The sequence below is a fragment of the Bacillus cereus group sp. N6 genome, from assembly GCF_016483705.1.
GTDB classification, from domain to species: domain Bacteria; phylum Bacillota; class Bacilli; order Bacillales; family Bacillaceae_G; genus Bacillus_A; species Bacillus_A wiedmannii.
Genome location: NZ_JAEHBI010000038.1, coordinates 17,640 through 41,362, shown reverse-complemented (window position 1 = coordinate 41,362; position 23,723 = coordinate 17,640). Strand labels below are relative to the sequence as shown.

Below are 23,723 nucleotides of genomic sequence, written 5' to 3'. Positions count from 1 at the left end.
GGTTATATTATGACGAACAAAGTACCGTTTTCGTTCATAGTAGTTATTGGATTAATGTTATTCGCACTATTTTTTGGAGCAGGAAATTTAATATTCCCGGCAATGCTTGGTCAATCGGCAGGAGAGAATGTATGGATTGCTAACGCTGGATTTTTAGTAACAGGTGTAGGTTTACCGTTGCTAGGAGTATTAGCATTTGGTATTTCAGGTAAAGAGGATTTACAATCGTTAGCAAGCCGGGTGCATCCAGTATTCGGAATTGTATTTACGACAATTTTATACTTAGCAATTGGTCCGTTATTCGCTATTCCTAGAACAGGCAGTGTTTCTTATGAAATTGGTATTAAGCCGTTTGTAACAGAAGGTTTCAGTTCTACAGCACTTATTCTTTTTACAATTGTATTCTTTAGCATTACTTGTTTTTTTTCGCTAAATCCCGCGAAAATTGTCGATATTGTAGGGAAAATCTTAACGCCAATTAAATTAACGTTCATTGGAATTTTAGTAGTATTTGCTTTTATTCATCCAATGGGAGAAATGCAAGCACCTGCAGAGGCGTATACATCACATGCGTTCTTTAAAGGATTCCAAGAAGGTTACTTAACAATGGATACGTTAGCATCATTCGTATTTGGTATTATCATCATAAATGCGATTAAAGAAAAGGGCGCAAAAACAAAAAAAGATATTATGATTGTTTGTGCAAAAGCAACGTTGATTGCTGCATCTATTTTAGCAATGATCTACTCAGCACTTTCATTTATGGGAGCTTCAAGTGTTGCAAAACTTGGTCATTTAGATAACGGTGGTGCAGTATTAGCAAAAGTTTCAAATTATTATTTCGGGTCATACGGTGGAATTATATTAGGAATTATGGTTATAGCAGCATGTTTAACTACTAGTGTTGGACTAGTCTCAGCTTGTTCTTCATTCTTCCATAAGCTATTCCCGAACATTTCATATAAAAAGATTGCAATTGTATTATCAGTGTTCAGTGCAGTTGTTGCGAATGTAGGTTTAACACAATTAATCGCAATTTCTGTTCCAGTATTAATCGCAATTTATCCATTAGCAATCGTATTAATTTTCCTAACACTCCTTCATCCATTATTTAAAGGACGAGCAGAAGTGTATCAAGGTAGCTTATTAATAACATTTATTGTAAGTATGTTTGATGGATTAAATGCAGCTGGTATGAAATTAGCAGTAGTGAACGATATTCTTACTAAGTTACTTCCAATGCATGAAGTTGGATTAGGTTGGATTTTACCAGCACTTATTGGCGGACTGATCGGATACGGCATTAGCATTGTGAAAGTAAAAAATGAAGTTCAACCAACAGCTAGTGAGAATAAGAAAATAGGTTAAATAAAAAAGTTATAGAACTTGTTTCTATAACTTTTTTTGTTACTATTAATAATGAAAGAAAATAAAGTAGTAGGGGAAATATAATGAAAAAAACAATTGATCATATCGGCATCGCAGTTCGAGATATAGAAAGTACGATACGTTTTTATGAAAAGGTGTTGTTAGGAACTTTAATAGATCGTTACGTAAGTGAAGCTCCTGGTGTGGAAAGCGAAGTAGCCATTCTTGAAGTGGATGGAGATAGAATTGAATTACTTGCGCCTACGAATAATACGACATCTCCAATTGCACGATTTATAAAACAAAAAGGTAAAGGTGTTCATCACGTTGCGTATCGTGTCGATGATTTAGATGTAGCTTTAGAAGAGTTAAAAGAACAAGGTATTCGAACGTTAGAGCATACACTTCGAATTAATAAGCACGGTAGAAGATTAATATATCTTAACCCAGCGGATACAGAGGGAACAATCATTGAGTATTGTGATTATCCAGAAGAGAAGTAAAGAAATTTTATGATGGAAGAAGGGTATTGCGTAATAACGTAATACCTTTTTTATTTATGTATTTCACACTTTTTTCACAAATGATTCACGATAACTTTTCTTCTTTAGGAACTTACATAAATATATTTTATGATATAATAACAATCTGCTTTAAAAATGTAAGTTGTATCCATGAAGGTAGTTACTATTGTATTGGAAGTTAAGAGGTGAGATAGAAATAAAAAGTTACACTGTATAGAAATTTTTATTTAATCAGGTTAATATTTCGTCGGAGAAGGAAACTTGGGAAGTCTAAGGAATGAAAAGATAGTGATGAGGAAGAAGTGAAATGATTGTGAAAGTAATGAGAAGGTTAGGGGCATGGCTATTAATTGCGTGTGTACTTATCATATTGATACCCAAAAGTGCATCTGCTCATGCGTACGTTGTGAAATCAAACCCTGCTGAAAATGAAACGTTGAAGAAAGCACCATCTGTAGTGAAAATTGAATTTGATGAGGATATACAAGTTTCGCATTTTAATACATTGTTTGTAAGAGATACCTCAGGTACAAGAGTAGATTTAAAAGATGCTCATATCGATAAGAAAAACAAAAAAATATTAGAAGTAGGCTTAAAAGAAAACTTGAAAAACGGACTCTACTCTATTCAGTGGAAAGTGATTTCTGCTGACGGGCATCCTATTCAAGGAGTTATTCCGTTCCGAATTGGGTCAGAGGAAGCGGGAGCAGACGATATACAAGTAGAAGAGATGGGGTATGTCCCGAAAATAGATATGATTATGGAACGTGGAGTTTTATATACAAGTTTCTCACTATTTATAGGAGTGCTATTCTTTAATCTTATTATGTATAAAGGGAATGCAACCTCGGTTCGATCAAGAAGTAAGAACATAATATGGATCTCATTATTGGGTATATTGATTAGCTTATTATTCAATCTACCATTGCAAGCGAAAATAAATGCTGATGTTTCATGGTTAGAAGCATTCGATCCATTACTATTAAAAGAAACATTACAGCTTTCTGTTTTTGGATATGTATGGATTACTCAAATGGTTCTTATTAGTTCGCTTATAATTGTTACTTATTTTGCGATGAAGTGTGAGAAGTTGTCGTCGTTTAAAGTATGGAGCATTCCAATACTATTGTTTATCGGGATACTTGTTATGAAAGCCTTTAATAGTCATGCATTTGGTTTAAAGTTTAAAGAGATTGCGGTCGTTATGGACTTTCTACATTTATTTGCAGCTTCATTATGGATTGGCGGTCTATCAACCATTATTCTTCTTTTACGTAAAGAGGATGACAAGTGGAGTATGTATTGGGATATGATTAAGCGTTTTTCGCCGTGGGCAACAGGTGCTGTCATCGTGATTTTAATAACAGGTCTTTTTAACAGTACATTCTTTATACCAACAATCCACTCGTTATTTGATACGAAGTATGGATTAGCTTTATTAGCGAAGATACTATTATTCATTTTCATGGGGATATTAGGAATTGTTCATTATGTGAAAGGAAAAATGAGAGCACAGCAAGGGTTAGGCGCTACGGTGAAAGTAGAGTTTATCGTTGGAATAATCATTTTCGTAATCGTAGCTTTTATGACAAACGTACAAACACCGCCGATGCCACCTACTGGACCTTTTACAGAGAGTAAACAATTAGATAATGGATATGAACTTACTTTACATGTAAGTCCTAATAAAGTAGGACAAAATACATTCCATATTACTTTAAAGGATGAGAACGGACAACCTGTTACTGATATGGAGCAAATTATTTTAACTACACAATCATTGGATATGAACATGGGAAAAGGTTCATTTAAAGTTTCGGCCGTGTCACCAGGAGAATATGAAGCGGAAGGTATGTATATTAATATGACAGGAAACTGGAATATAAAAGTGCATGGATTAACAAAATCTCTTGATAGCTTTGATACGGATTATAAATTTATTGTAGGCGGCAGATAAAGAGAAGGTATAGATAAAAAGGAGCTAATAGAAAATGAAACGTATAAAAAAATTTGGCACAACAATGATCGCAACAATAATTGCAATGGGGATTTTTTCGTTACCTGTTAGTGCGCACGTCACTGTGAAACCAGAAGCTTCGGACGTTAATTCTTGGGAGACTTACACGATAAAAGTACCAGTTGAGAAGAATGTAGCAACGACAAAAGTTACATTGAAAATACCGTCTGGAGTAAAGTTCCAACAGTATGAACCAGTGCCAGGATGGAAAGTGGAAGAGCAGAAAGATAATGCTGGAAAAGTTAAAACTGTAGTATGGGAAGCAACAGGAGAGGGGATTTTACCCGGTCAGTTCCAGCGATTTACTTTCGTCGCTAAAAATCCGGATAAAGAACAAAAAATAGCTTGGGATGCATATCAACAATATAAAGACGGAGAAATTGTTGAATGGACAGGCGATGAAAAAGCTGAAAAACCACATTCACTTACTACAATTGCAAAAGGTACGTCATTAACAGGGGAACATGGTGAAGTGTCTAATGTAGAAAAGAATGAAGGTACTAGTAATATGCAATTGATAGCAATTGCCCTATCTATTTTGGCGATTGTATCTTCGGTAGTTGCGTGTGTTTTTGTAGTACGTCGTAAAAGGTAAGTAAGGGTGAAAAAGAGCCTACAAACAGCAGGCTCTTTTTCATTTTTATTTCACTTCAACCTGCTGCCTTACAGCAAGTGTTTTCGGCTTTATATTTACGAAACAAATACTCACAACAATAAATAATAGTCCGATGAATAAGCTAATAGTAATGGCCTCATGTAAAAAAATTGAACTTACAATAATAGCGATTAGTGGAATGAGGAATGTATAAGCCCCAACTTTACTTGCTTCACCGGCTCCAACAAGAGTGAAGTATGCAAGCCATCCCATTGCAATTACAAAGAATGAAATAAAGAGTAGAACACTAACAAACGGTATACTCCAAGCAATACTAGACCAGCTTTCAAACTCTGATCCAAATCCAATTAAGCAAAGCCCGCCAATAATAAGCTGCAGTGTTACCATCCAAATGGAATTAACGCGGTGCCCAGTCTTCTTAATAAATACTGTTCCAAGTGCCCAGCCAATCGCGCATCCTATCGCGAGAAGGATTCCTATAATAGAAATATGTCCAGTTAAACTACTAGAGCTAATGACACCTACGCCAATAAATCCAAGAACAAGCCCGAAAATTTTTAAGCCGTACATAGATTCTTCAAGCCAAATCCATGAGAAAATGCCGAGTAAAACAGGTTGTAGAAATACAATGGCGGAAAATAACCCAGCGGGCATATATTGAAGGCCTACAGTTTGTAATCCGTAAAATATAATGATGTTAAGTAAAGAAGAAATAACGTATAAATGCCAAGTTTCTTTTAAGTGTAACTCTTTGTATTTCGGTAATGCGAAAAGAAGTAAAATGAATCCTCCAATTAAAGTTCGAACGCCTGCAAATAAAACGGGTGGTGTATAATGCAGGGCAAACTTAGATAAAGGCCAATTGATTCCCCACATGAAAACGAGAAAGGTAAGGATTATGGCCGTCTTAGTTCGAGAAAGCTGTGTCACGGTAAGACCTCCTTGTTGTTATTCATTTCACTATGATATGATATCGACTGTAATAAATAAAATGAATCTTTTTTATAAGGAGTATAAGTGATTAGTTATGACCATTACACAACTGCAAGTATTAATAAAAACTGTTGAGTTAGGTAGTTTTACGAAGGCTGCTCGGGTGTTAAATATGACGCAGCCAGCTGTAAGTCATGCGATTTCAAGTATTGAGTCAGAGTTAGGAGTTACGATTCTTATACGTGATAAACGAAAAGGGCTAATCGTTACGGATGTAGGAAACAGAATTCTTGTGCATATTAGAGAGATTTTGAACGGTGTAGAGAAGATTGAACAAGAAGTTGCGATGGAGAAAGGACACGAAGTTGGGACGATTCGAATTGGGAGTTTTCCGAGTGCTTCTGCACATTTCTTACCCAAAATGATAAACCTTTTTAAGGAGAAGTATCCGAACTTAGAAGTCGTTCTTTGTGAAGGAACGATTAAAGAAGTTGAAGATTGGTTAGTATCGAGGGTTGTTGATATAGGAATTGTCATTTTGCCTAATAAAGAGATGGAGATTGTCCCATTAACGAAGGGGAAAATGGTTGCTATCTTAAGAGATGATCATCCTCTTTTTAAGAAGGACTCTATTGCAATTAGCGATTTAGAGAATGAACCGATCATATTATGTAAGGGTGGATACGAACCACCCATTATTGATATGTTTAAACAAGCCAACGTACCACTTCGGGCTGAGTATGTAATATCGACCGTTACTACAGCTTTAAATATGATTCAAGAAGGGTTAGGTATTGCAATATTAGCCGAATTATCTTTAACGAATTTACCACAGAATGTGCAAACGAGAGAATTGGAACCACAAGTATGGAGAGAAATTGCTTTAGCTGTTCCTTCATTAAAGGATTCCTCAATCGCTGTGCAGCTATTTATTGAAGAATTTCAAGCGCTATTTGCAGAATAAAAAGAGGTGTCTCATATATCATAATGGGACACTTTTTAATTTGCTTATAAAAAATCTATGAAAAGGATTGACTTATCTTTTTGTTGTAACTATAATGATTACATCGAGGTGGTGATCACGATGAAAATTAGTAGCCGCTTTTCTATAGCTGTTCATATTTTATCTATTTTGAAAAACAATCCATCTTCACTTTGTACTTCAGACTATATAGCTGAAAGTGTAAACACAAATCCAGTAGTCATTCGTAAAATGATGTCGTACTTGAAACAAGCTGGTTTTGTATATGTAAATCGCGGTCCAGGTGGTGCGGGATTATTAAAGGATTTACACGAAATCACATTGTTAGATGTATACCATGCAGTAAATGTAGTCGAAGAAGACAAACTATTTCATATTCACGAGCAACCAAATCCAGATTGTCCAATTGGAGCAAATATTCAAGGGGTGTTAGAAGTTATATTAATACAAGCGCAATCCGCGATGGAAGAAATTTTGAGAAATATTACGATGGGGCATTTGTTTGAAACTTTGCAAGAAAAAATGAATGCTTAAATCATATTTATATTTTTTTATTATTAATGTAACTGATTTGATTACAACTATAAAGGTAAGGTGTAAAAGTATGACTGTAAAAATGAAAGTATACTCAGATTTTATATGTCCATTTTGTTTTTTAGCAAAAGGTCCATTAGATGAAGTAGCGAAAGAGAAAGATGTAGAAATTGAATGGATGCCATTTGAATTACGTCCAAGTCCATATTCAAAAATAGATCCATGGAATGAGCCAGAAAAATTAGGCTCATGGGATGCTTTTATTCTTCCAACTGCGAAGAAGTTAGGAATCGATATGCGTTTGCCGCGTGTTTCACCGCATCCATATACACATTTAGCTTTCGAAGGATGTCAATTTGCGAAAGAACGTGGACTAGGAAATGAGTATCATCACCGCGTATTCACCGCATTTTTCCAAGAAGAGCAAAACATTGAAGATATTAATGTTTTAACAAAATTAGCGGTAGAAGTAGGTCTTCCTGAAGCTGAATTTAAAGATGCTTTAGTAACTCGTAAATATAAAGAAAAGCATCAAGAAGCAATTCAGCATGCATATGATGAAGCAAATATTATGGCTGTTCCAACTGTCATGATTGGAGATGAAGTCATTCAAGGGCTTGCTAGTAAAGAAACGCTACAAAGAGTCATCGATAAAGAAATTGAAAAGGATAAAACAAATTCATTTGAAGGTATGCAATGTAATACAGATGGATATTGCTAATTCGCTTGTTATGAAATAACAAAATAAATTATAAAACAAATATTTGGAGGAATTAACATGTCAGCAACTACAACAAATTTAAAAGAAGCAATCGTGAACCGTCGTTCTATTCGTAAAGTAACAAAAAACGATGCAATTACGAAAGAAAGAATTGAAGAAGTTTTACAAACAGCTTTACACGCACCAACATCTTTCAATATGCAAAGTGGTCGTATGGTTGTATTAATGGATGGAGAACATGAAAAGTTTTGGGATATTGTTAAAGAAACACTAAGAGCCCGCGTACCAGCAGAAAACTTTGAAGCGACTGTAGAAAGATTAAAAGGTTTCCATACAGGTGTTGGGACTGTGTTATTCTTTGAAGATCAAGCAACAGTAGAAAAAATGCAAGAAAATGCACCATTATATAAAGATCAGTTCCCATTCTGGTCTCATCAAGGAAATGCAATGTTACAGCATACTGTATGGATGTTATTATCGGCTGAAGGAATTGGTGCATCCCTGCAACACTACAATCCAATCGTAGATGCTGAAGTGAAAGAAACTTGGAACATTCCAGCGGAGTGGAGCTTAGTAGGACAAATGCCATTTGGTGAGCCAAATGAACAACCAGGAGAAAGAACTTTCTTACCTACTGAAGATGTAGTGAAATTTTATTAAGAAATTTAATATATAAAAAGTTAAATAAAAGGAGAGTACGTATTAGTCATATATGTACTCTCCTTTCGTATGCAATGTTAAACTCTTACTGCAAGAACGATTTCCTTCATATGAATCGAAGTTTTTCCTTACAATTAAAAATCTGTTATGTTTATTGTTTTGTAATGACAGTAAACATCCCCGTCATGTTTGGTGAGTAATCCTTAAAATCAAATTTTTCATAGAACGATTCTTTACCTTCTGATGCAAATAAACCGACAAACGCCTTATCAGGGACATTCTCATGTAAGTATGCAACTAAACGATGCATGATTTCTTTCCCGATACCATGTTTCTGATAATCCGGATGAACTACTATATCTTGAATATAGAAATAGATAGATCCGTCACCAACAATTCGCCCCATGCCAATTATTTGTTCATTATCTTTCACTGTGATGCAGTGAATAGAATTCTTCAGTGAAGTATCTGCTACATCAAAATTCATATAATCAGTCCATCCAACAGAATCACACAAATATTTGTACTCTTCTAATGTTGGAATGTTATGTTCAAACTCATATGTTTTCAAAATGTACCCTCCAAGCCCTTAAATTTAACAAGTATATACATTCGACATTTTTTTATCTTTTCCTCTTATGTAACTGAATTCCCTTTAGCTATTGAATTTCGTCCAGTTTCCGTATTTGTATTTGTGTTAATTAATAAGAGTTTAGGGGAAAAATATAAGAAATAATCGAAAGGGAAGTGGGAAAATGAATGATGAGAAAAAGTATACAGTGGTAGGTACTGATGTTGAAGAAGTAAAACGTTTAAATGAAAATTCGGGATTATCATATAATCAAGTGAAAGAATTATTAGCGAAGCAAATGCAAAAAAAGAAGTAATGAAATTGAAATCCTTTATTTTTTCATTTAGCATTCTAATTAGAGAGAGTTATGAGGATAACTCTCTTTTTCAATACAATGGAGCAACTTTTAGAGCGGAGGAAACAGCATGAAAAAGTGGATAAAGATAACGCTGTCAATTGCTGGGAGTATCGTCCTATTGACATGTGCCGGAGGATATTACGTGTATAAAAATTATTTTCCAAAGGAACCTGAGCGTATCGTATATGATAAAGATAGAGTGTTAAAACCGATACATAATCAGTTGAAAGGGATTAACATAGATAATGTGAAGATAAAAGAAAAAGAGGTTGTAAATGCGACTGTGAACGAGCTTCAAAAAATGATTGATGATGGAAAATTATCATATGAAGAGTTAACGAGTATTTATCTTTTTAGAATACAAGAACATGACCAAAATGGAATATCATTAAATGCTGTTACAGAGATTAATCCAAATGCAATGGAAGAAGCGCGAAAGTTAGATAAAGAAAGGTCTTCAAATAAGAAATCGAACTTATACGGCATGCCGGTTATCGTAAAAGATAATGTACAAACAGAAAAGGTGATGCCGACAAGTGCGGGCACGTATGTGTTAAAAGATTGGATTGCAGATGAAGATGCGACAATCGTGAAGAAGTTGAAAGAAGAAGGTGCTTTTGTTTTAGGAAAAGCGAATATGTCTGAATGGGCAAATTATTTATCCTTTACAATGCCTAGCGGATATAGCGGGAAAAAAGGACAAAATTTGAATCCGTACGGTCCGATTACGTTTGATACATCAGGATCAAGCTCTGGATCTGCTACAGTAGTTGCGGCAGATTTTGCGCCGCTTGCAATCGGGACAGAAACGACTGGATCAATTGTAGCACCAGCGACGCAGCAATCAGTAGTTGGATTACGTCCAACACTAGGTATGGTGAGTAGATCAGGCATTATTCCGTTAGCTGAAACGCTTGATACAGCAGGGCCGATGGCAAGAACGGTAAAGGATGCGGCAACGTTATTTAACATAATGGTAAGTTATGATGAAAAAGATACTATGACAGAAAAAATGAAAGAAAAAGAAAGAATTGATTATACGAAGGATTTATCAATAGATGGATTGAAAGGGAAAAAAATAGGGGTTCTTTTTTCAATAGATCAACAAGATGAGAATAGAAAGAAAGTAGCAGAAAAGATTAGAAAAGACCTTCAAGATGCAGGTGCGATATTGACTGATGATATTCAGTTAAACAGCGAGGGTGTAGATAATCTGCAAACATTAGAATATGAATTCAAACATAATGTTAACGATTATTTTTCACAGCAAAAAAATGTACCGGTAAAATCGTTAGAAGAGATTATAGCGTTTAATAAAAAGGATAGTAATAGACGAATAAAATATGGACAAACATTAATTGAGGCGTCTGAAAAATCTGTTATAACGAAAGATGAGTTTGAAAAAGTAGTGCAAACGAGTCAAGAAAATGCAAGAAAAGAGCTAGATAGATATTTAGTAGAAAAAGGTTTGGATGCTTTAGTTATGATTAACAACGATGAAGTTCTTCTATCAGCTGTAGCTGGCTATCCAGAATTAGCGGTGCCAGCAGGATATGATAACAATGGAGAGCCAGTAGGTGCAGTGTTTGTCGGGAAGCAATTCAGTGAGAAGGAACTATTCAATATTTGTTATGCGTATGAACAGCAGTCTAAAAATAGAAAATCACCTAAATTGTAAAAGGGTAAACGAAAAAAAGAGCTCCATTGAAGTAAGTAGGTGGCTAATGTAAATAGAATCTAACAATATAAAAAGAAAAAAAGGATTCTTTCTAATTAGTAAGAAAGATTGTCTATAGAAGTTCATAAAATGTAATATATTCAATTTCCATCCACTGAAGGGGGAGGTTAAATCTTAATGAATGAAGTGAAAAATTTCTTTCGAAGTAGAGGGTTTCAACGGTTTCTCGTTTTAATAATAGTAGCGTTAGTATTATATGGATTAAAAAGTATGATCAATTTAATATTAATTACGTTTATACTGACATTTTTAATGGATCGTTTTCAACGTTTTATTTCAAAGAAATTGAAAGTGAACCGGAAAATTGTTATCGCCTGTTTGTATATCATATTAGTTTCCTTTATTGGCACGACATTATATAAATATTTACCTGTGTTAACGATACAAATTTCACAATTGATTTATCAATTTAAATTGTTTTTTCAAAACCCACCTGATAATGAAATCATTAAATATGCACTTTCGACAATTAACGGAATGGAAGTATCAAAATATATAGAACAAGGTGTAGAAGTCATATATCAATCGATTGCAAATATAGGAAAAGTCAGTTTGCAAATATTACTCTCACTTATTTTAAGTTTATTTTTCTTGTTAGAAAAAGAACGCATAATATCATTTACTTCGAAATTTAAAGATAGTAGTCTGAAGGTTTTTTATGAGGAGATTGCATATTTTGGTGAAAGGTTTGCAAGATCGTTCGGTAAAGTAATTGAAGCGCAGTTTTTAATTGCAGTTGTAAATTGTATTCTTACTGTCATTGCATTAATTGTTTTAGGATTTCCGCAGCTTCTCGTATTAGCTGTCATGATTTTCTTACTTGGATTAATCCCTGTTGCCGGGGTAATCATTTCCTTGTTTCCACTTTGTATTATTGCATATAACGTAGGCGGAGTTATGTACGTTGTATACATACTTGTGTTCATTACAGTAATCCATGCTCTTGAAAGTTATTTTTTAAATCCGAAGTTTATGTCTGCGAAAACGAATTTACCAATCTTTTATACATTTATGATTCTCATCTTTTCAGAACATTTCCTCGGAATCTGGGGGCTTATTATCGGGATACCAATCTTCATCTTTTTCTTAGATGTACTTGATGTAAATAATGAGGAAGCGATTAAAAAATAGAAAATAAACAAAAAAGCAATCCAAAATAAATTGGATTGCTTTTTATTATGCATATTAAAGAACTGGAGCCATTGTTTCTTTCAGCACTTGAACAGAGTGATCGAATTTTAATTCTTCTTCTTCGCTTAATTCTACTTCTAAAATTTCACGAACACCGCCGCGATTTAAAACAGCAGGTACGCCGATATAAACATCTTTTTGACCGTATTGGCCTTCTAAGTAAGCTGATACTGTTAATACGCTATTTTCGTCGTTTAAAATCGCCTTTGTAACACGTAGAAGTGACATACCAATACCATAGTAAGTTGCACCTTTTCGCTCGATAATATGGTAAGCTGCATCACGAACGTTTATGAAGATTTTGTCTAAATCTTCTTGCGTGTATGTGTTGTCTTTATCAAGAAGCGTTTGTAGTTTTTGAATACCGACTGATACGTGACTCCAAACAGGAAGTTCCGTATCACCATGTTCACCGATAATATAAGCATGAATGTTGTGTGGACCAATATCGAAATACTCACCTAACATATAGCGGAAACGAGCAGAATCAAGAGTTGTACCAGAACCGATTACGCGTTCTTTTGGTAAACCAGATTCTTTCCAAGTTACGTAAGTTAAAATATCGACAGGGTTAGTTGCGATTAAGAAAATACCATCAAATCCGCTATCCATAATGCTACGAACGATTTGTTTGAAGATTTTCGCGTTTTTCTCAACTAAATCTAAACGTGTTTCGCCTGGTTTTTGTGGTAATCCAGCCGTAATGACTACAAGATCAGCATCTTTACAATCTTCGTAGCTGCCTTTCCATACTCTAGTTGGAGCTGGAGCAAATGGAACTGCATGACTTAAATCCATGGCTTCTCCTTCAGCTTTTGCCTCGTTTACATCAACTAAAACAAATTCTTCAGCTACAGCTTGGTTAATCATGCAGTAAGCATAACTACATCCAACTGCTCCTGTTCCTACTAATACAACACGGTTAATCCCTTTTTTCATTTCAAAATTCCTCGCAATTTCATTGATTTTATTATGTAAGATAATACGTCTTACTTCTATAGAGTCATATCTAGTTTATTACATTTTATAAAAGATATTCAAGTATTTGAAAATGTATCCTTGCAATTTCTTGCATGAAACATAGGAAGTAAGTTAAAGGAATATAATGCAATAAAATCCTTTATCAAAGGGGAAAAGGGTATGATGCAGCCATTAACGATGGGAAAAATGCTTCATATTATTAATGTGGGGCTCGTTAAAACGAAGAATCCAAAGCAAATTATTATTGCTGGTGCAGGGATTTCAGGATTAGTTGCAGCATCGTTATTGAAAGAAGCAGGGCATAACATAACAATTTTAGAAGCAAATAATCGAATAGGCGGAAGAATATATACGATTCGTGAACCATTTAGCTCTGGTTTATATTTTAATGCAGGGGCGATGCGAATTCCTGGAACACACGAGTTAACTTTAGCTTATATTCATAAATTTAAATTACCGTTAAATCTGTTTATAAATAAAACCGCTTCAGATATTATTTATACGAATAATATTAAAACGAGATTGAGCATATTCGAAAAAAATCCAAGTATACTTGGATATCCTGTTTTAGAGAACGAAAAAGGGAAAACGGCAGAAGAGTTAATGTTAGTAGTATTAGAACCCATACTAAATTTTATAAAAAAAGATCCTAATAAAAACTGGATTATCGTTGAAAAAAAGTATAAAACATATTCGCTCGGCTCATTTTTAACTGAATATTATTCAGACGGTGCAATAGATATGATTGGGGTACTTCTTGATATGGAAGCTTATATGGGAATGTCTTTAATTGAAGTATTACGGGAAATGATTTTTTTTACTTCAACGACGAAATATTATGAGATAACGGGTGGAATGGATGTATTACCCAATTCATTTTTGCCACAGCTAAAGGATAATATTTTTATGTCATATAAAGTAGAGAAAATTATACAAGAAGATAATAAAGTAATGTTACAAGGAAATCGTGAGCAAACGTTAGAGCGATTTACTATAACAAGTGATATTGCTATTATCACAATTCCATTTTCAGCGTTACGATTTGTAGAAGTTCGGCCGTATCATTTATTCTCTTATTATAAAAGACGAGCAATTCGTGAATTAAATTATATTGCTGCAACTAAAATTGCGATAGAGTTTAAAAGTAGATTTTGGGAAAGAGTGGGGCAATGTGGCGGTAAATCTATTACAGATTTACCTATACGGTTTACATATTATCCGAGTTATGGCATTCATACACCAGGGGCAGCTACCGTTTTAGCGAGTTATACGTGGGCAGATGAGGCGTTAACATGGGATAGTTTACCGAATAGTGAACGCATTCGTTATGCATTAAGAAATTTAGCGGAAATATACGGTGACATCGTTTATAGTGAGTTTGTTACAGGGGCATCTTTTAGCTGGAGTCAAAATCCGTATTCTTGCGGCGCATTTACAGCTTTCGAACCGGGCCAAGAACTCGAGTTATTTCCGTATATTACACCACCATCTGGGAAAGTGCATTTTGCCGGAGAGCATACGACATTAACACATGGGTGGATGCAAGGAGCAATAGAGTCTGGAATTCGAGTTGCTCATGAAGTAAACGAAAAGTGAACATATATTTACAAATCACCACTCTTTTAATAAAATAATAAATATAAATCGTAATTATTACGCTTTGAATACGTTTGAAATAAAGAAATGGATGGTCGATCAAATGAAAAAAGTAGAAATTCATATATTAGGTGGCTTTTTAGGTAGTGGAAAATCAACATTATTACAAAATTTATTGTTAGCGGAGAAAAAGAAGAATAGAAAAGTTGCAGTATTAATGAATGAAATTGGTGAATACTCGGTAGATACAGATATTATTGGAAAAGAGAATGTTTTAAGAGAGCTTCTGAAAGGATGTATTTGTTGTACGCTAAAAGAAGAGCTTGAAATACAATTACATTCGTTATATCAGCAAGAAAGACCAGATGTCATTTATATAGAAACGACAGGTGTTGCGCATCCAATTGAAGTGTTAGATGCATGTGTATCACCAATTTTAGCGCCTTTCCTGGAAGTGAAATCAATTGTAGTCGTTTTAGATGCAGTAAGGTGGTTAAATCGAAGTGTATTAAGTGCAAACATTCAGCAATTATTACATGAGCAATTGAAGTTTGGTAGCCATATTTTAATTAATAAATCAGATTTACTAACAGATGCGGATAAGAACAAAGTAATTGAAGAAGTGAAAACAATAAATAATCATGCGAAATTGTTTGAAACAAAGTATTGTAATATATCTTTAGAGGATATAGAAGAAGTTGAATTTACGAATGATGGGGAACATGAGACACTACATGTAAAACAGCATTTGCATATACAAACGATGACATATCAATTTACGAAATCAATTGATCAAGATAAATTATACGAATGGCTTTCGAATTTACCAGATAGTATCTATCGTGTAAAAGGTTTTGTGAAATTTCATGGGGACAAATATCCTCACTTATTCCAATACTCGTTCGGGGTACCGACTTTATTGGAACAAGACTTCGGTTTCCCAACGAACTTGGTAGTAATAGGAGAAGGGCTAGATAAGAAACAATTGGCTGAAGGGTTAGAGAAAGTGGAACTTAATTCTAATTAAGATTAAAGGGAGCTGCCACATAAGTTGATGAAAACGACTTATGTGGCAGCTTTTTATTTTTGGTGAATAAGCATATAGATACTTGTATTCATTTTAAATAGTCACTCTTTTAGTATTTTCGTTTTCCAAGAGAAACACTTATATTAGAGCCTCTACTAATTTCAACTTTGCGACCATCTAATTCTATTGTTCGAGAGCTTGCAGTAGGATTTTTAATTAGACTGTACAGATAATCTGCTTTAGTTGGTAGTAGTGTGTTTAGGATTTTTTTCACAGGCTCGTTTAATACCGGATCATCACTTGTAATATACATTCTATATGCGCTATCATCTGAGGAAGAAAAATAAAAATACATCATGTTATCATATCCGTCTTTACCATGTTTATTATATATATATTCCGAAGAGCGTTTGAAAAACCCAGAATCAATCAGTATATTCTCAATTTCTTTATACTTATCCTCATCTTTCGCAGGAATAGAATCAGGAACAAAATAAGGACTTACATTAATTGCGCTATACATAAACTTTGCAAATTGTTCTCTTGTTACATTCAGTTTTCCGCCATATTGATAGTTTCCAATTCCGTTTGTAATACCATTACTATACAATGAACGAACAGAGTTTGTTGCCCAATGATTATTTGGAACATCATAGAAAAGGTTGTTTGTTTTTACAGGTAAATGAAACGCTTTTTGTAAGATAACAGCCATTTCATATCGAGTTAATGTATCATCAGGTCTAAACTTGTCAGTGCTATTGTCCCCTGTCATGATTCCTTTTTGAGCAACTGCTTTAATATTGTTTTCAAACATATGCCCATGAATATCAGAGAAATGTTTACTTGTAGATCCGGTATTTTCTAGTTTTAAGTATCTTGAAATAATCGCAGCTACTTGCCCACGAGTTACATTGTCCCCAAATCCAAATTTTCCGTTACCATAACCATTCATGACATTTTGTTCAGTTAAATGGTCAATCGAATCTTCAGACCAATGCCCTTTTGGTACATCGATGAAACGTTCAGTTTGTGCATGAGCATTCGTTGCACCGAATAATGTGGCGGTAATTAAGCCTGTTGCAAGTACATGTTTAAAATTCATTATGATTCCTCCTAAGTATATAAAACAATATTTTCTCACTCATATCCGTTACTTTTAAGTGATAATCACTTAACTATTATATTAGTATATTTAGTTTTTGTAAAATATGGATTTACTTTCGGAATATTGCTTAAATATATTTGGTGTTATAAGAGGGAGGGAAGTATAAAAAGTTAACTGACGGGGCGTTGATTCATTCTGATTAGGGATGTGTTATAAAATTCTTACTAATTAATAGCTGGTCAAAAGAAGACAACCTTTGTTGGGGTATAAAAAATGCTTGCAGATTTTGTCTAACAATAATAATTGTAAAATTCAGAAATATATTTATAATCAAATCTAAGAGGTGATTCAGGTGTCAGAAAAGATAATAATGGATGTAAAAAATCTAACAACAAAAGGGTTAGAAACAAGAGAGAAATTATTGTGTGCTGCAGAAGAAGTGTTTGGTAGTAAAGGATATTACGAGGCTTCTATCGTGAATATTACACAAGAAGCAAAGGTAGCGCACGGAACTTTCTATAATTACTTTCCATCTAAAAAAGATATATTTGATGAATTGATTCGCAGATTGAACCGTGAGTTACGCTTAATTATTAAAGAAGAAATGAAGGGGATATCAAGTTACGAAGAGGCACAAAGAAGAGGTTTTCAAGCATTTTTTCGATGGGTGAAAGATCGTCCTAATCTATATAACATTGTACAACAGGCGGTAGTTGTTGATGATAACTTATATAGATGGTACTATGCAAAGCTCGCAAATGGATTTTTAAAAAGTTTATCGGCTGGTATGGAAGCGGGGGAGTTTAAACAATTTGATAAAGAAACAATTGCGTATTGTCTTATGTCAATTGGGCAATTTCTAGGAATGCGATGGGGGTATTGGGAAGAGAAAGATGTTCCGGAAGATGTATTTGAAGCAGCGATGTCATTAATATTTGAAGGATTGAGAAAGAGATAAGGGAGTGGGGAAAATATGCAAGGCATTGCTTATTGGATTGAAAAACGGGCCTATTTACATCCAGATCGCATTGCCATTATTACAGATGAGGAGGAAATGACATATAAACAGTTACATGAGTATGTAAATAAAGTAGCTGCATATTTAATTTACGATTTACATGTGCAAAAAGGATAGCTATTTTATCGCAAAATAGCTTGAAATATATTGTGGTTTTATTTGCTATAGCAAAAGTAGAATGTATTGCTGTTCCACTGAATATACGGTTAACAGAAAATGAACTTATATTTCAGTTAGGGGATAGTGGAACTACAGTTTTATTTGTAGAGGAAACATTTCAAAATATGGCACTGTCAATGCAGAAGGTATCGTATGTACAAAGTGTGATTTCGATTAAAAGTTTAAAAGAAATAGAAGATAGAAAAATTGATAACTTTGAAGAGATAAATGAAAGCGCATCCTTTATTATATGTTATACCTCAGGGGCAACTGGAAAACCGAAAGGAGCTGTACTTACACAAGAAAATATGTTTTGGAATGCGCTAAATAATACATTTGCGATTGATCTAACTATTCACGATCGCTCCATTGTATTACTGCCTTTATTTCATATTGGTGGGATTGGCTTATTCGCATTTCCAACTTTATTTGCAGGTGGTGTAATCATTGTTCCGAGAAAATTTGAGCCAACTACAGCTCTTTCCATGATAGAAAAACATAAAGTGACTGTAGTGATGGGAGTACCTACAATTCATCAAGCATTAATGAATTGTGAGAATTTTAGAACTACAAATTTGCAATCAGTTCGCTGGTTTTATAACGGTGGTGCTCCGTGTCCAGAAGAGTTGATGAGAGAATTTATAAATAGAGGATTTTTATTTGGTCAAGGCTTTGGTATGACTGAAACATCACTAACCGTATTTATGCTTTCAGAAGAAGATGCAAGACGTAAAGTAGGCTCAATTGGGAAACCAGTTTTGTTTTGTGATTATGTACTTATTGATGAAGTTGGAGAGTTACTTATAAGAGGGCCAAATGTAATGAAAGAGTATTGGAATCGGCCAGATGCAACAAAAGAAACGATTCAAGATGGTTGGTTATATACGGGAGATTTAGCTAGAGTTGATGAAGATGGTTTTGTATACATTGTCGGTAGAAAAAAAGAAATGATAATTTCCGGTGGTGAAAATATTTATCCACTTGAAGTAGAGCAAGTCATTAATAAGCTTTCGGACGTATATGAGGTAGCGGTCGTTGGTAGGCAACATGTAAAGTGGGGAGAGACTCCAATCGCCTTTATTGTGAAAAAAAGTAGCAGTGTATTAACTGAAAAGGAAGTCATTGAACATTGTCGTTTATTTCTAGCAAAATATAAAATACCGAAAGAGATTGTTTTTCTAAAAGAATTGCCTAAAAATGCAACTGGTAAAATTCAAAAAACACAGTTAGCAAATCAATTGAAAAGTAGGTGAAGAGATGACGATGTACAGCACGGGTCAAAAGGCGTCATGTAGTAAAACAATAACAGAAACGGATTTTGTATTATTTGCAGGTTTAAGTGGGGATTTTAATCCAATCCATATTGATCATGAGTATGCGAAAAAGACTAGATTTAATCAAAGAATAGCACATGGTTTACTAACTTCTAGTCTATTATCGCAATTGCTTGGTATTCATTTACCTGGAAAAGGATCCGTTTATATGGAGCAAACTATTAAATTTACAGCACCAGTTTTTATAGGAGATACAATTACAGCAACGGCTACAGTACAAGAATTTATAATAGAAAAGAGAGTTTTGAAATTGTTAACGGAGTGTCATAACCAAAAAGGAGATTTAGTATTAACAGGTGTAGCTACAATGATGGTGCCAAAAGAAGGAGGAGTAGTCTAATGAATATTGGGATTGAAGCGACTGGTGTTTTCTTCCCAAAAGACGTAGAGACGGCTGCAGATCTATCTAAAAAAACAGGTATTCCTGAGCACATTATTATAGAAAAGTTTGGATTATATGAAAAACATGTCGCAGATGAAACGATGCATGCATCAGATTTAGCTATTGCTGCTGCAAAGCCAATATTATCACAAGTAGATCCTCAATCTATTGATGTAGTCATTTATTTTGGCAGTCCACATAAAGATTACCACGTATGGTCTAGTGCCCCAAAAATTCAGCATGAACTTGGATTAAAAAATGCTTATGCTTTTGAAATTATGAATGTTAGTTCTTGCTTTCCTATTGCTCTCAAAGTGGCAAAAGATATGCTCTACTCCGATAACTCAATTGAAAATATATTATTAGTAGGTGGATGTAAAGAATCTCAAATTGTAGATTATGATAATCCACGCTCGCGTTTTATGTTTAATTTCGCTGATGGCGGAAGTGCAGCTTTAGTGAAAAAAGACGCTAGAAACGGTGAAATATTAGGAAGTGCGATTATAACAGATGGTTCATTTCATGAAGATGTTCGTATTCCAGCAGGTGGATCGAAGCAGGTTGCGAGCTACGATACAGTTGAGAATCGACAGCATTATATTGATGTAATAGATCCTATTAGTATGAAAGAACGTCTAGACAGGGTTTCAACTCCTAATTTTGACAAGGTTATTCGGGAGGCGTTAAGAAAAAGTGGATTTACTCCTAAAGATATTAAAGTATTGTTACCACTGCATACAAAACGTTCTATGTTAATAGAATTGATACAGGGGCTAGGGCTAGCAGAAGAACAAGTTGTATATTTAGATCATTATGGACATATGTCAGCGCTTGATCCTTGTATTGGTCTTCATTTTGCAAATGAACAGGGGAAATTACAGGCCGGAGATATTGCAGTAGTAGTTAGTGCCGGGACTGGGTATACGTGGGCAGCGACTGTAATTAGGTGGTGAAAAATACTAGATGAATATATGGTAAATGGAGGTATTTGGAAAGAGGTGGCGAATGTAAAGGTACTTCATTAAATTTTTTTAACAAATTTGTTTGTATGATTCAAAGAAAAAGTCATAATTACGGATGGGTAACTTTGGCGTGTTTGACTCTATCAGAAAGTAAAGTATGGGGGGATCACAATGTCGATGAAAAAACGTAAATGGCTAAGAATGATGGCTACTGGTTGTGTTTTAAGTTCGTTATTAATAACGGCAGCTTGTTCAGGAAAGAAAACAAGTACAGAGGGTGACAAGACGATTAAGGTAGGTGTTCTTGCTTCATTAACGGGTCCATTAGAATCATATGGAAAACAAACAGTGAACGGATTTGAATTAGGGTTAGACTATGCAACGGGTGGGACTGGGAAAGTGGAAGGGAAGAAGATTAAGTTTGTTGTAGAAGATACGGAAACGAAAGCAGATGTAGCAGTGAAGAAAGCTACGAAGTTATTAGAAGAAGAGAAAGTTGATTTTTTAGTCGGATCGTCTAGTTCAAGTGATACATTAGCAGTTTTACCACTAGCTGAAGAATATGAAAAAATTATGGTTGTTGAACCGGCAGTAGCTGATAGTATTACCGGAAAGAACTGGAATAAATATATTTTTAGAACAGGAAGAAATTCATCTCAAGATGCAGTAGCTGGTGCTGCAGCAATTGCTAAAAAAGATGTGAAAATAGCAACGTTAGCACAAGATAATGCTTACGGTCGTGAAGGGATTGCTGCATTTAAAGCTGGAGCGAAGAAATTAGGTGCGAATATTGTAAACGAGCAATATGCTGATACGAATTCGACTGACTTCACTGCAAATATTCAAAATATCATTAGCTCAAAACCGGATTATTTATTTATCGTTTGGGCTGGGGCAAATTCACCTTGGAAACAGTTGAAAGATATGAATGTGGAAGCGCAAGGTATTAAAATTTCTACCGGTGCACCAGATATACCGGCATTAAAAACGATGGATGCGTTAGTAGGAATGCAAGGTTTTTCTGTTTATTATCATACACTCCCGAAAAATAAGGTGAATGATTGGTTAGTTGAAGAACATAAAAAACGATTTAATGGTGCGGTGCCAGATTTATTTACAGCAGGTGGAATGTCAGCGGCAATTTCTATTGTAGAAGCTTTAAAGAAAACAAAAGGTGATACAGATGTTGATACGTTAATTAAGAAAATGGAAGGAATGGAATTTGATACACCGAAAGGAAAGATGAAGTTTAGAGAAAAGGATCACCAAGCGATGCAAACACTTTATTCTATCACATTGAAAAAGCAAGATGGTGTTGATTATCCGGTGCCAGTATTAGAGCGAGAATTAACGATGAAAGAGACAGAACCACCAGTTCAAAATAAATAAACTGAATTTTCTGTTGTTTTTGTATAAAGAGGGGGATGCCCTCTTTATACGTATTTCTTTCATACTTAAAGCTTTAAAGGGAGGGATTTCGTGACACATTTGCTAGAAACGAAAAATCTTAGCGTATCTTTTGGCGAGCATCATGTTATTAAGGATGTGAATGTAACGGTACAAAAAGGAAAGCTTATTTCCATTATTGGACCAAATGGTGCAGGAAAGACAACGTTATTTAATTTACTAAGTGGACAAATTTCTCCAACAAAGGGTGAAGTATATTTTAAAGGACGAGAGATTACAAAATTATCAATTTCGGATCGAACTCGATTAGGAATCGGCCGTTCTTTTCAGCTTACAAATATATTCCCAGAGTTAACGGTACTTGAAAATGTTCGTTTAAGTGTTCAATCATTTGTTCAAGATTACTATAGTTTTTTTCCGAGTTCGGCAAAATTTAAGCAACAAGTGGGAGAGGCGAGACGTTTCTTAAAAACAGTCTTACTTCACGAGAAAGAACATGTATTAGCGAAAGATTTAGCACATGGGGAAAAACGAAAGTTAGAGCTTGCGATGTTACTAGCTTTAAAAACGGATGTATTACTACTTGATGAGCCGACGGCAGGTATATCAGTTGAGGAAGTACCGGCTATTTTACAAGTGATTGAAAATATTAAGAAACATCCAGAGAGTACAATTGTACTAATTGAACACAAGATGGATATGGTACTAGGTTTATCAGACCATCTTATCGTTTTGTTCCATGGAGAGTTATTGGCTGAAGGTTTGCCTGAAGAAATGATGAAAGATGAGCGTGTACAAAGTGCTTATTTAGGGGGATTATATAGTGGCACTATTACAAGTGAATAATATAGAGACGTATTTAGATCAGTTTCATATTTTACAAGGGGTATCTCTTGCTGTTGAGAAAGGAACGATTACTGTACTGTTTGGAAGAAATGGGGCAGGGAAGACGACGACATTACGTTCGGTTATGGGATTTCACCATATCGCACATGGTGAAATTTATTATGATCGTACACAAGTAAATGGATTATCTACACATTTAATTTCAAGGAAAGGAATAGGTTATGTACCAGAAAATCAAGGTATTTTTCACGATCTGACAGTAGAAGAAACATTCGCTCTTGCTAGGGGTAAGGGAGAAGAAGCAGAAGAGAAAATTGAGTGGATGCTTGAACTATTTCCAGATTTAAAGCAGTTTTGGCACAAAAAAAGTGGACTCTTAAGCGGAGGACAAAAACAAATGCTAGCAATTTCAAGAGCATTTATTAATAGTGATGGTTTATTACTTATTGATGAGCCGAGTAAAGGCTTGTCCCCTATTATGATAGAAAAATTAATGATAGCCATTTTGAAAATGAAGGAGAAAACAACAGTTTTACTCGTTGAACAAAACTTTATGATGGCTAGTCAAATTGGTGATTACTTTTATATTATGGATAACGGAAGAATTGTTCATAAAGGTTTTATGCATGAATTAAAAGAGGATAAGGAAATGTGTCACAAATATTTAGGAATCTCTTAACATGAATCCGAGGT

The 23,723-nt window shown here is 34.6% G+C and carries 23 protein-coding genes and 1 pseudogene; 20 read left to right on the top strand and 4 right to left on the bottom strand.

What is annotated here, in order from left to right; genetic code table 11:
- Nucleotides 1–9: 9 nt before the first annotated feature.
- The 4 genes from brnQ to JDS99_RS22365 all read left to right on the top strand — a co-directional run bounded on the left by brnQ (nucleotide 10) and on the right by JDS99_RS22365 (nucleotide 4,504).
- A complete protein-coding gene (brnQ, locus tag JDS99_RS22380) occupies nucleotides 10–1,368 on the top strand; it encodes a branched-chain amino acid transport system II carrier protein (RefSeq protein ID WP_199695729.1) in 1,359 nt (452 codons plus the stop codon).
- 83 nt (nucleotides 1,369–1,451) lie between these two features.
- Complete coding sequence (locus tag JDS99_RS22375; protein ID WP_073518019.1) at nucleotides 1,452–1,871, top strand: VOC family protein; 420 nt, start codon at nucleotides 1,452–1,454, stop codon at nucleotides 1,869–1,871.
- 328 nt (nucleotides 1,872–2,199) lie between these two features.
- Nucleotides 2,200–3,849, top strand: a complete 1,650-nt coding sequence (locus JDS99_RS22370; RefSeq protein WP_199695728.1) for a copper resistance CopC/CopD family protein — start codon at nucleotides 2,200–2,202, stop codon at nucleotides 3,847–3,849.
- Between the two features lie 34 nt (nucleotides 3,850–3,883).
- Nucleotides 3,884–4,504: a YcnI family copper-binding membrane protein gene (locus JDS99_RS22365; protein ID WP_199695727.1), complete on the top strand. Its 621-nt coding sequence runs from the start codon at nucleotides 3,884–3,886 to the stop codon at nucleotides 4,502–4,504.
- 45 nt (nucleotides 4,505–4,549) lie between these two features.
- Here JDS99_RS22365 and JDS99_RS22360 read toward each other — a convergent pair whose 3' ends face one another.
- Nucleotides 4,550–5,455 carry a DMT family transporter gene (locus JDS99_RS22360; RefSeq protein ID WP_000192802.1) on the bottom strand — a complete coding sequence of 302 codons (906 nt, stop codon included), beginning with the start codon at nucleotides 5,453–5,455 and terminating at the stop codon, nucleotides 4,550–4,552.
- Between the two features lie 97 nt (nucleotides 5,456–5,552).
- On the opposite strand from JDS99_RS22360, the gene JDS99_RS22355 reads away from it, so the two are divergent.
- From JDS99_RS22355 to JDS99_RS22340, 4 genes are all read left to right on the top strand, one after another.
- On the top strand, nucleotides 5,553–6,422 hold the full coding sequence (locus JDS99_RS22355) for a LysR family transcriptional regulator (RefSeq protein ID WP_199695726.1): 870 nt from the start codon (nucleotides 5,553–5,555) through the stop codon (nucleotides 6,420–6,422).
- Nucleotides 6,423–6,542: 120 nt separating this feature from the next.
- The gene (locus JDS99_RS22350; protein ID WP_199695725.1) at nucleotides 6,543–6,974 is read left to right on the top strand and encodes an Rrf2 family transcriptional regulator; all 432 of its coding nucleotides are present in this window, start codon (nucleotides 6,543–6,545) and stop codon (nucleotides 6,972–6,974) included.
- A 70-nt stretch (nucleotides 6,975–7,044) separates the two neighbouring features.
- Nucleotides 7,045–7,695 carry a DsbA family oxidoreductase gene (locus tag JDS99_RS22345; RefSeq protein WP_147786320.1) on the top strand — a complete coding sequence of 217 codons (651 nt, stop codon included), beginning with the start codon at nucleotides 7,045–7,047 and terminating at the stop codon, nucleotides 7,693–7,695.
- Nucleotides 7,696–7,752: 57 nt separating this feature from the next.
- Nucleotides 7,753–8,355: a nitroreductase family protein gene (locus tag JDS99_RS22340; protein ID WP_076536822.1), complete on the top strand. Its 603-nt coding sequence runs from the start codon at nucleotides 7,753–7,755 to the stop codon at nucleotides 8,353–8,355.
- 151 nt (nucleotides 8,356–8,506) lie between these two features.
- Here JDS99_RS22340 and JDS99_RS22335 read toward each other — a convergent pair whose 3' ends face one another.
- Complete coding sequence (locus JDS99_RS22335; protein WP_199695724.1) at nucleotides 8,507–8,926, bottom strand: GNAT family N-acetyltransferase; 420 nt, start codon at nucleotides 8,924–8,926, stop codon at nucleotides 8,507–8,509.
- A 184-nt stretch (nucleotides 8,927–9,110) separates the two neighbouring features.
- Here JDS99_RS22335 and JDS99_RS32430 point away from each other — a divergent pair, with 184 nt between their 5' ends.
- The 3 genes from JDS99_RS32430 to JDS99_RS22325 all read left to right on the top strand — a co-directional run bounded on the left by JDS99_RS32430 (nucleotide 9,111) and on the right by JDS99_RS22325 (nucleotide 12,153).
- Entirely contained in the window at nucleotides 9,111–9,242 is a 132-nt protein-coding gene (locus JDS99_RS32430; RefSeq protein WP_000997338.1) for a hypothetical protein, read from the top strand.
- Nucleotides 9,243–9,351: 109 nt separating this feature from the next.
- A complete protein-coding gene (locus JDS99_RS22330; RefSeq protein WP_199695723.1) occupies nucleotides 9,352–10,962 on the top strand; it encodes an amidase family protein in 1,611 nt (536 codons plus the stop codon).
- 177 nt (nucleotides 10,963–11,139) lie between these two features.
- The gene (locus tag JDS99_RS22325) at nucleotides 11,140–12,153 is read left to right on the top strand and encodes an AI-2E family transporter (RefSeq protein ID WP_199695722.1); all 1,014 of its coding nucleotides are present in this window, start codon (nucleotides 11,140–11,142) and stop codon (nucleotides 12,151–12,153) included.
- A gap of 54 nt (nucleotides 12,154–12,207) precedes the next feature.
- On the opposite strand, the gene JDS99_RS22320 is transcribed toward JDS99_RS22325, so the two are convergent.
- The gene (locus JDS99_RS22320) at nucleotides 12,208–13,152 is read right to left on the bottom strand and encodes an L-lactate dehydrogenase (RefSeq protein ID WP_000715320.1); all 945 of its coding nucleotides are present in this window, start codon (nucleotides 13,150–13,152) and stop codon (nucleotides 12,208–12,210) included.
- Between the two features lie 201 nt (nucleotides 13,153–13,353).
- On the opposite strand from JDS99_RS22320, the gene JDS99_RS22315 reads away from it, so the two are divergent.
- Both JDS99_RS22315 and JDS99_RS22310 read left to right on the top strand, forming a co-directional pair.
- Nucleotides 13,354–14,790, top strand: coding sequence for a flavin monoamine oxidase family protein (locus JDS99_RS22315; RefSeq protein WP_199695721.1), 1,437 nt, complete (start codon nucleotides 13,354–13,356; stop codon nucleotides 14,788–14,790).
- A 103-nt stretch (nucleotides 14,791–14,893) separates the two neighbouring features.
- Nucleotides 14,894–15,817: a CobW family GTP-binding protein gene (locus tag JDS99_RS22310; protein ID WP_088063048.1), complete on the top strand. Its 924-nt coding sequence runs from the start codon at nucleotides 14,894–14,896 to the stop codon at nucleotides 15,815–15,817.
- A gap of 109 nt (nucleotides 15,818–15,926) precedes the next feature.
- Here JDS99_RS22310 and JDS99_RS22305 read toward each other — a convergent pair whose 3' ends face one another.
- Complete coding sequence (locus tag JDS99_RS22305) at nucleotides 15,927–16,919, bottom strand: S-layer homology domain-containing protein (protein WP_199695720.1); 993 nt, start codon at nucleotides 16,917–16,919, stop codon at nucleotides 15,927–15,929.
- A gap of 355 nt (nucleotides 16,920–17,274) precedes the next feature.
- Between JDS99_RS22305 and JDS99_RS22300 the strand changes: the two genes are divergently transcribed.
- The 7 genes and pseudogenes from JDS99_RS22300 (at nucleotide 17,275) to JDS99_RS22270 (ending at nucleotide 23,709) form a co-directional block, all read left to right on the top strand.
- The gene (locus JDS99_RS22300) at nucleotides 17,275–17,880 is read left to right on the top strand and encodes a TetR/AcrR family transcriptional regulator (protein ID WP_116442951.1); all 606 of its coding nucleotides are present in this window, start codon (nucleotides 17,275–17,277) and stop codon (nucleotides 17,878–17,880) included.
- Between the two features lie 15 nt (nucleotides 17,881–17,895).
- A pseudogene (locus JDS99_RS22295) lies at nucleotides 17,896–19,352 on the top strand (o-succinylbenzoate--CoA ligase).
- Between the two features lie 4 nt (nucleotides 19,353–19,356).
- Nucleotides 19,357–19,773, top strand: a complete 417-nt coding sequence (locus JDS99_RS22290; protein ID WP_088608633.1) for a MaoC family dehydratase — start codon at nucleotides 19,357–19,359, stop codon at nucleotides 19,771–19,773.
- Nucleotides 19,773–20,768: a 3-oxoacyl-ACP synthase gene (locus tag JDS99_RS22285; protein ID WP_088608632.1), complete on the top strand. Its 996-nt coding sequence runs from the start codon at nucleotides 19,773–19,775 to the stop codon at nucleotides 20,766–20,768. The genes JDS99_RS22290 and JDS99_RS22285 overlap by 1 nt, the downstream gene beginning before the upstream one ends.
- A 180-nt stretch (nucleotides 20,769–20,948) precedes the next feature.
- Nucleotides 20,949–22,166: a substrate-binding domain-containing protein gene (locus JDS99_RS22280; RefSeq protein ID WP_088608631.1), complete on the top strand. Its 1,218-nt coding sequence runs from the start codon at nucleotides 20,949–20,951 to the stop codon at nucleotides 22,164–22,166.
- Between the two features lie 90 nt (nucleotides 22,167–22,256).
- Nucleotides 22,257–23,030 (top strand): ABC transporter ATP-binding protein, encoded by a 774-nt coding sequence (locus JDS99_RS22275; protein ID WP_137012957.1) that lies wholly within the window; start codon nucleotides 22,257–22,259, stop codon nucleotides 23,028–23,030.
- Nucleotides 23,008–23,709 (top strand): branched-chain amino acid ABC transporter ATP-binding protein, encoded by a 702-nt coding sequence (locus JDS99_RS22270; RefSeq protein WP_088063052.1) that lies wholly within the window; start codon nucleotides 23,008–23,010, stop codon nucleotides 23,707–23,709. The genes JDS99_RS22275 and JDS99_RS22270 overlap by 23 nt, the downstream gene beginning before the upstream one ends.
- The last annotated feature ends 14 nt before the right edge of the window (nucleotides 23,710–23,723 follow it).

Excerpts from the sequence above, each read along its gene's own strand:
- JDS99_RS22325 (WP_199695722.1), top strand. The coding sequence starts at position 11,140 with ATGAATGAAGTGAAAAATTTCTTTCGAAGTAGAGGGTTTCAACGGTTT.
- JDS99_RS22305 (WP_199695720.1), bottom strand. The coding sequence starts at position 16,919 with ATGAATTTTAAACATGTACTTGCAACAGGCTTAATTACCGCCACATTA.
- JDS99_RS22320 (WP_000715320.1), bottom strand. The coding sequence starts at position 13,152 with ATGAAAAAAGGGATTAACCGTGTTGTATTAGTAGGAACAGGAGCAGTT.
- JDS99_RS22315 (WP_199695721.1), top strand. The coding sequence starts at position 13,354 with ATGATGCAGCCATTAACGATGGGAAAAATGCTTCATATTATTAATGTG.
- JDS99_RS22330 (WP_199695723.1), top strand. The coding sequence starts at position 9,352 with ATGAAAAAGTGGATAAAGATAACGCTGTCAATTGCTGGGAGTATCGTC.
- JDS99_RS22350 (WP_199695725.1), top strand. The coding sequence starts at position 6,543 with ATGAAAATTAGTAGCCGCTTTTCTATAGCTGTTCATATTTTATCTATT.
- JDS99_RS22280 (WP_088608631.1), top strand. The coding sequence starts at position 20,949 with ATGTCGATGAAAAAACGTAAATGGCTAAGAATGATGGCTACTGGTTGT.
- JDS99_RS22290 (WP_088608633.1), top strand. The coding sequence starts at position 19,357 with ATGACGATGTACAGCACGGGTCAAAAGGCGTCATGTAGTAAAACAATA.
- JDS99_RS32430 (WP_000997338.1), top strand. The coding sequence starts at position 9,111 with ATGAATGATGAGAAAAAGTATACAGTGGTAGGTACTGATGTTGAAGAA.
- JDS99_RS22375 (WP_073518019.1), top strand. The coding sequence starts at position 1,452 with ATGAAAAAAACAATTGATCATATCGGCATCGCAGTTCGAGATATAGAA.
- JDS99_RS22355 (WP_199695726.1), top strand. The coding sequence starts at position 5,553 with ATGACCATTACACAACTGCAAGTATTAATAAAAACTGTTGAGTTAGGT.
- JDS99_RS22285 (WP_088608632.1), top strand. The coding sequence starts at position 19,773 with ATGAATATTGGGATTGAAGCGACTGGTGTTTTCTTCCCAAAAGACGTA.
- brnQ (WP_199695729.1), top strand. The coding sequence starts at position 10 with ATGACGAACAAAGTACCGTTTTCGTTCATAGTAGTTATTGGATTAATG.
- JDS99_RS22365 (WP_199695727.1), top strand. The coding sequence starts at position 3,884 with ATGAAACGTATAAAAAAATTTGGCACAACAATGATCGCAACAATAATT.
- JDS99_RS22345 (WP_147786320.1), top strand. The coding sequence starts at position 7,045 with ATGACTGTAAAAATGAAAGTATACTCAGATTTTATATGTCCATTTTGT.
- JDS99_RS22310 (WP_088063048.1), top strand. The coding sequence starts at position 14,894 with ATGAAAAAAGTAGAAATTCATATATTAGGTGGCTTTTTAGGTAGTGGA.
- JDS99_RS22340 (WP_076536822.1), top strand. The coding sequence starts at position 7,753 with ATGTCAGCAACTACAACAAATTTAAAAGAAGCAATCGTGAACCGTCGT.
- JDS99_RS22370 (WP_199695728.1), top strand. The coding sequence starts at position 2,200 with ATGATTGTGAAAGTAATGAGAAGGTTAGGGGCATGGCTATTAATTGCG.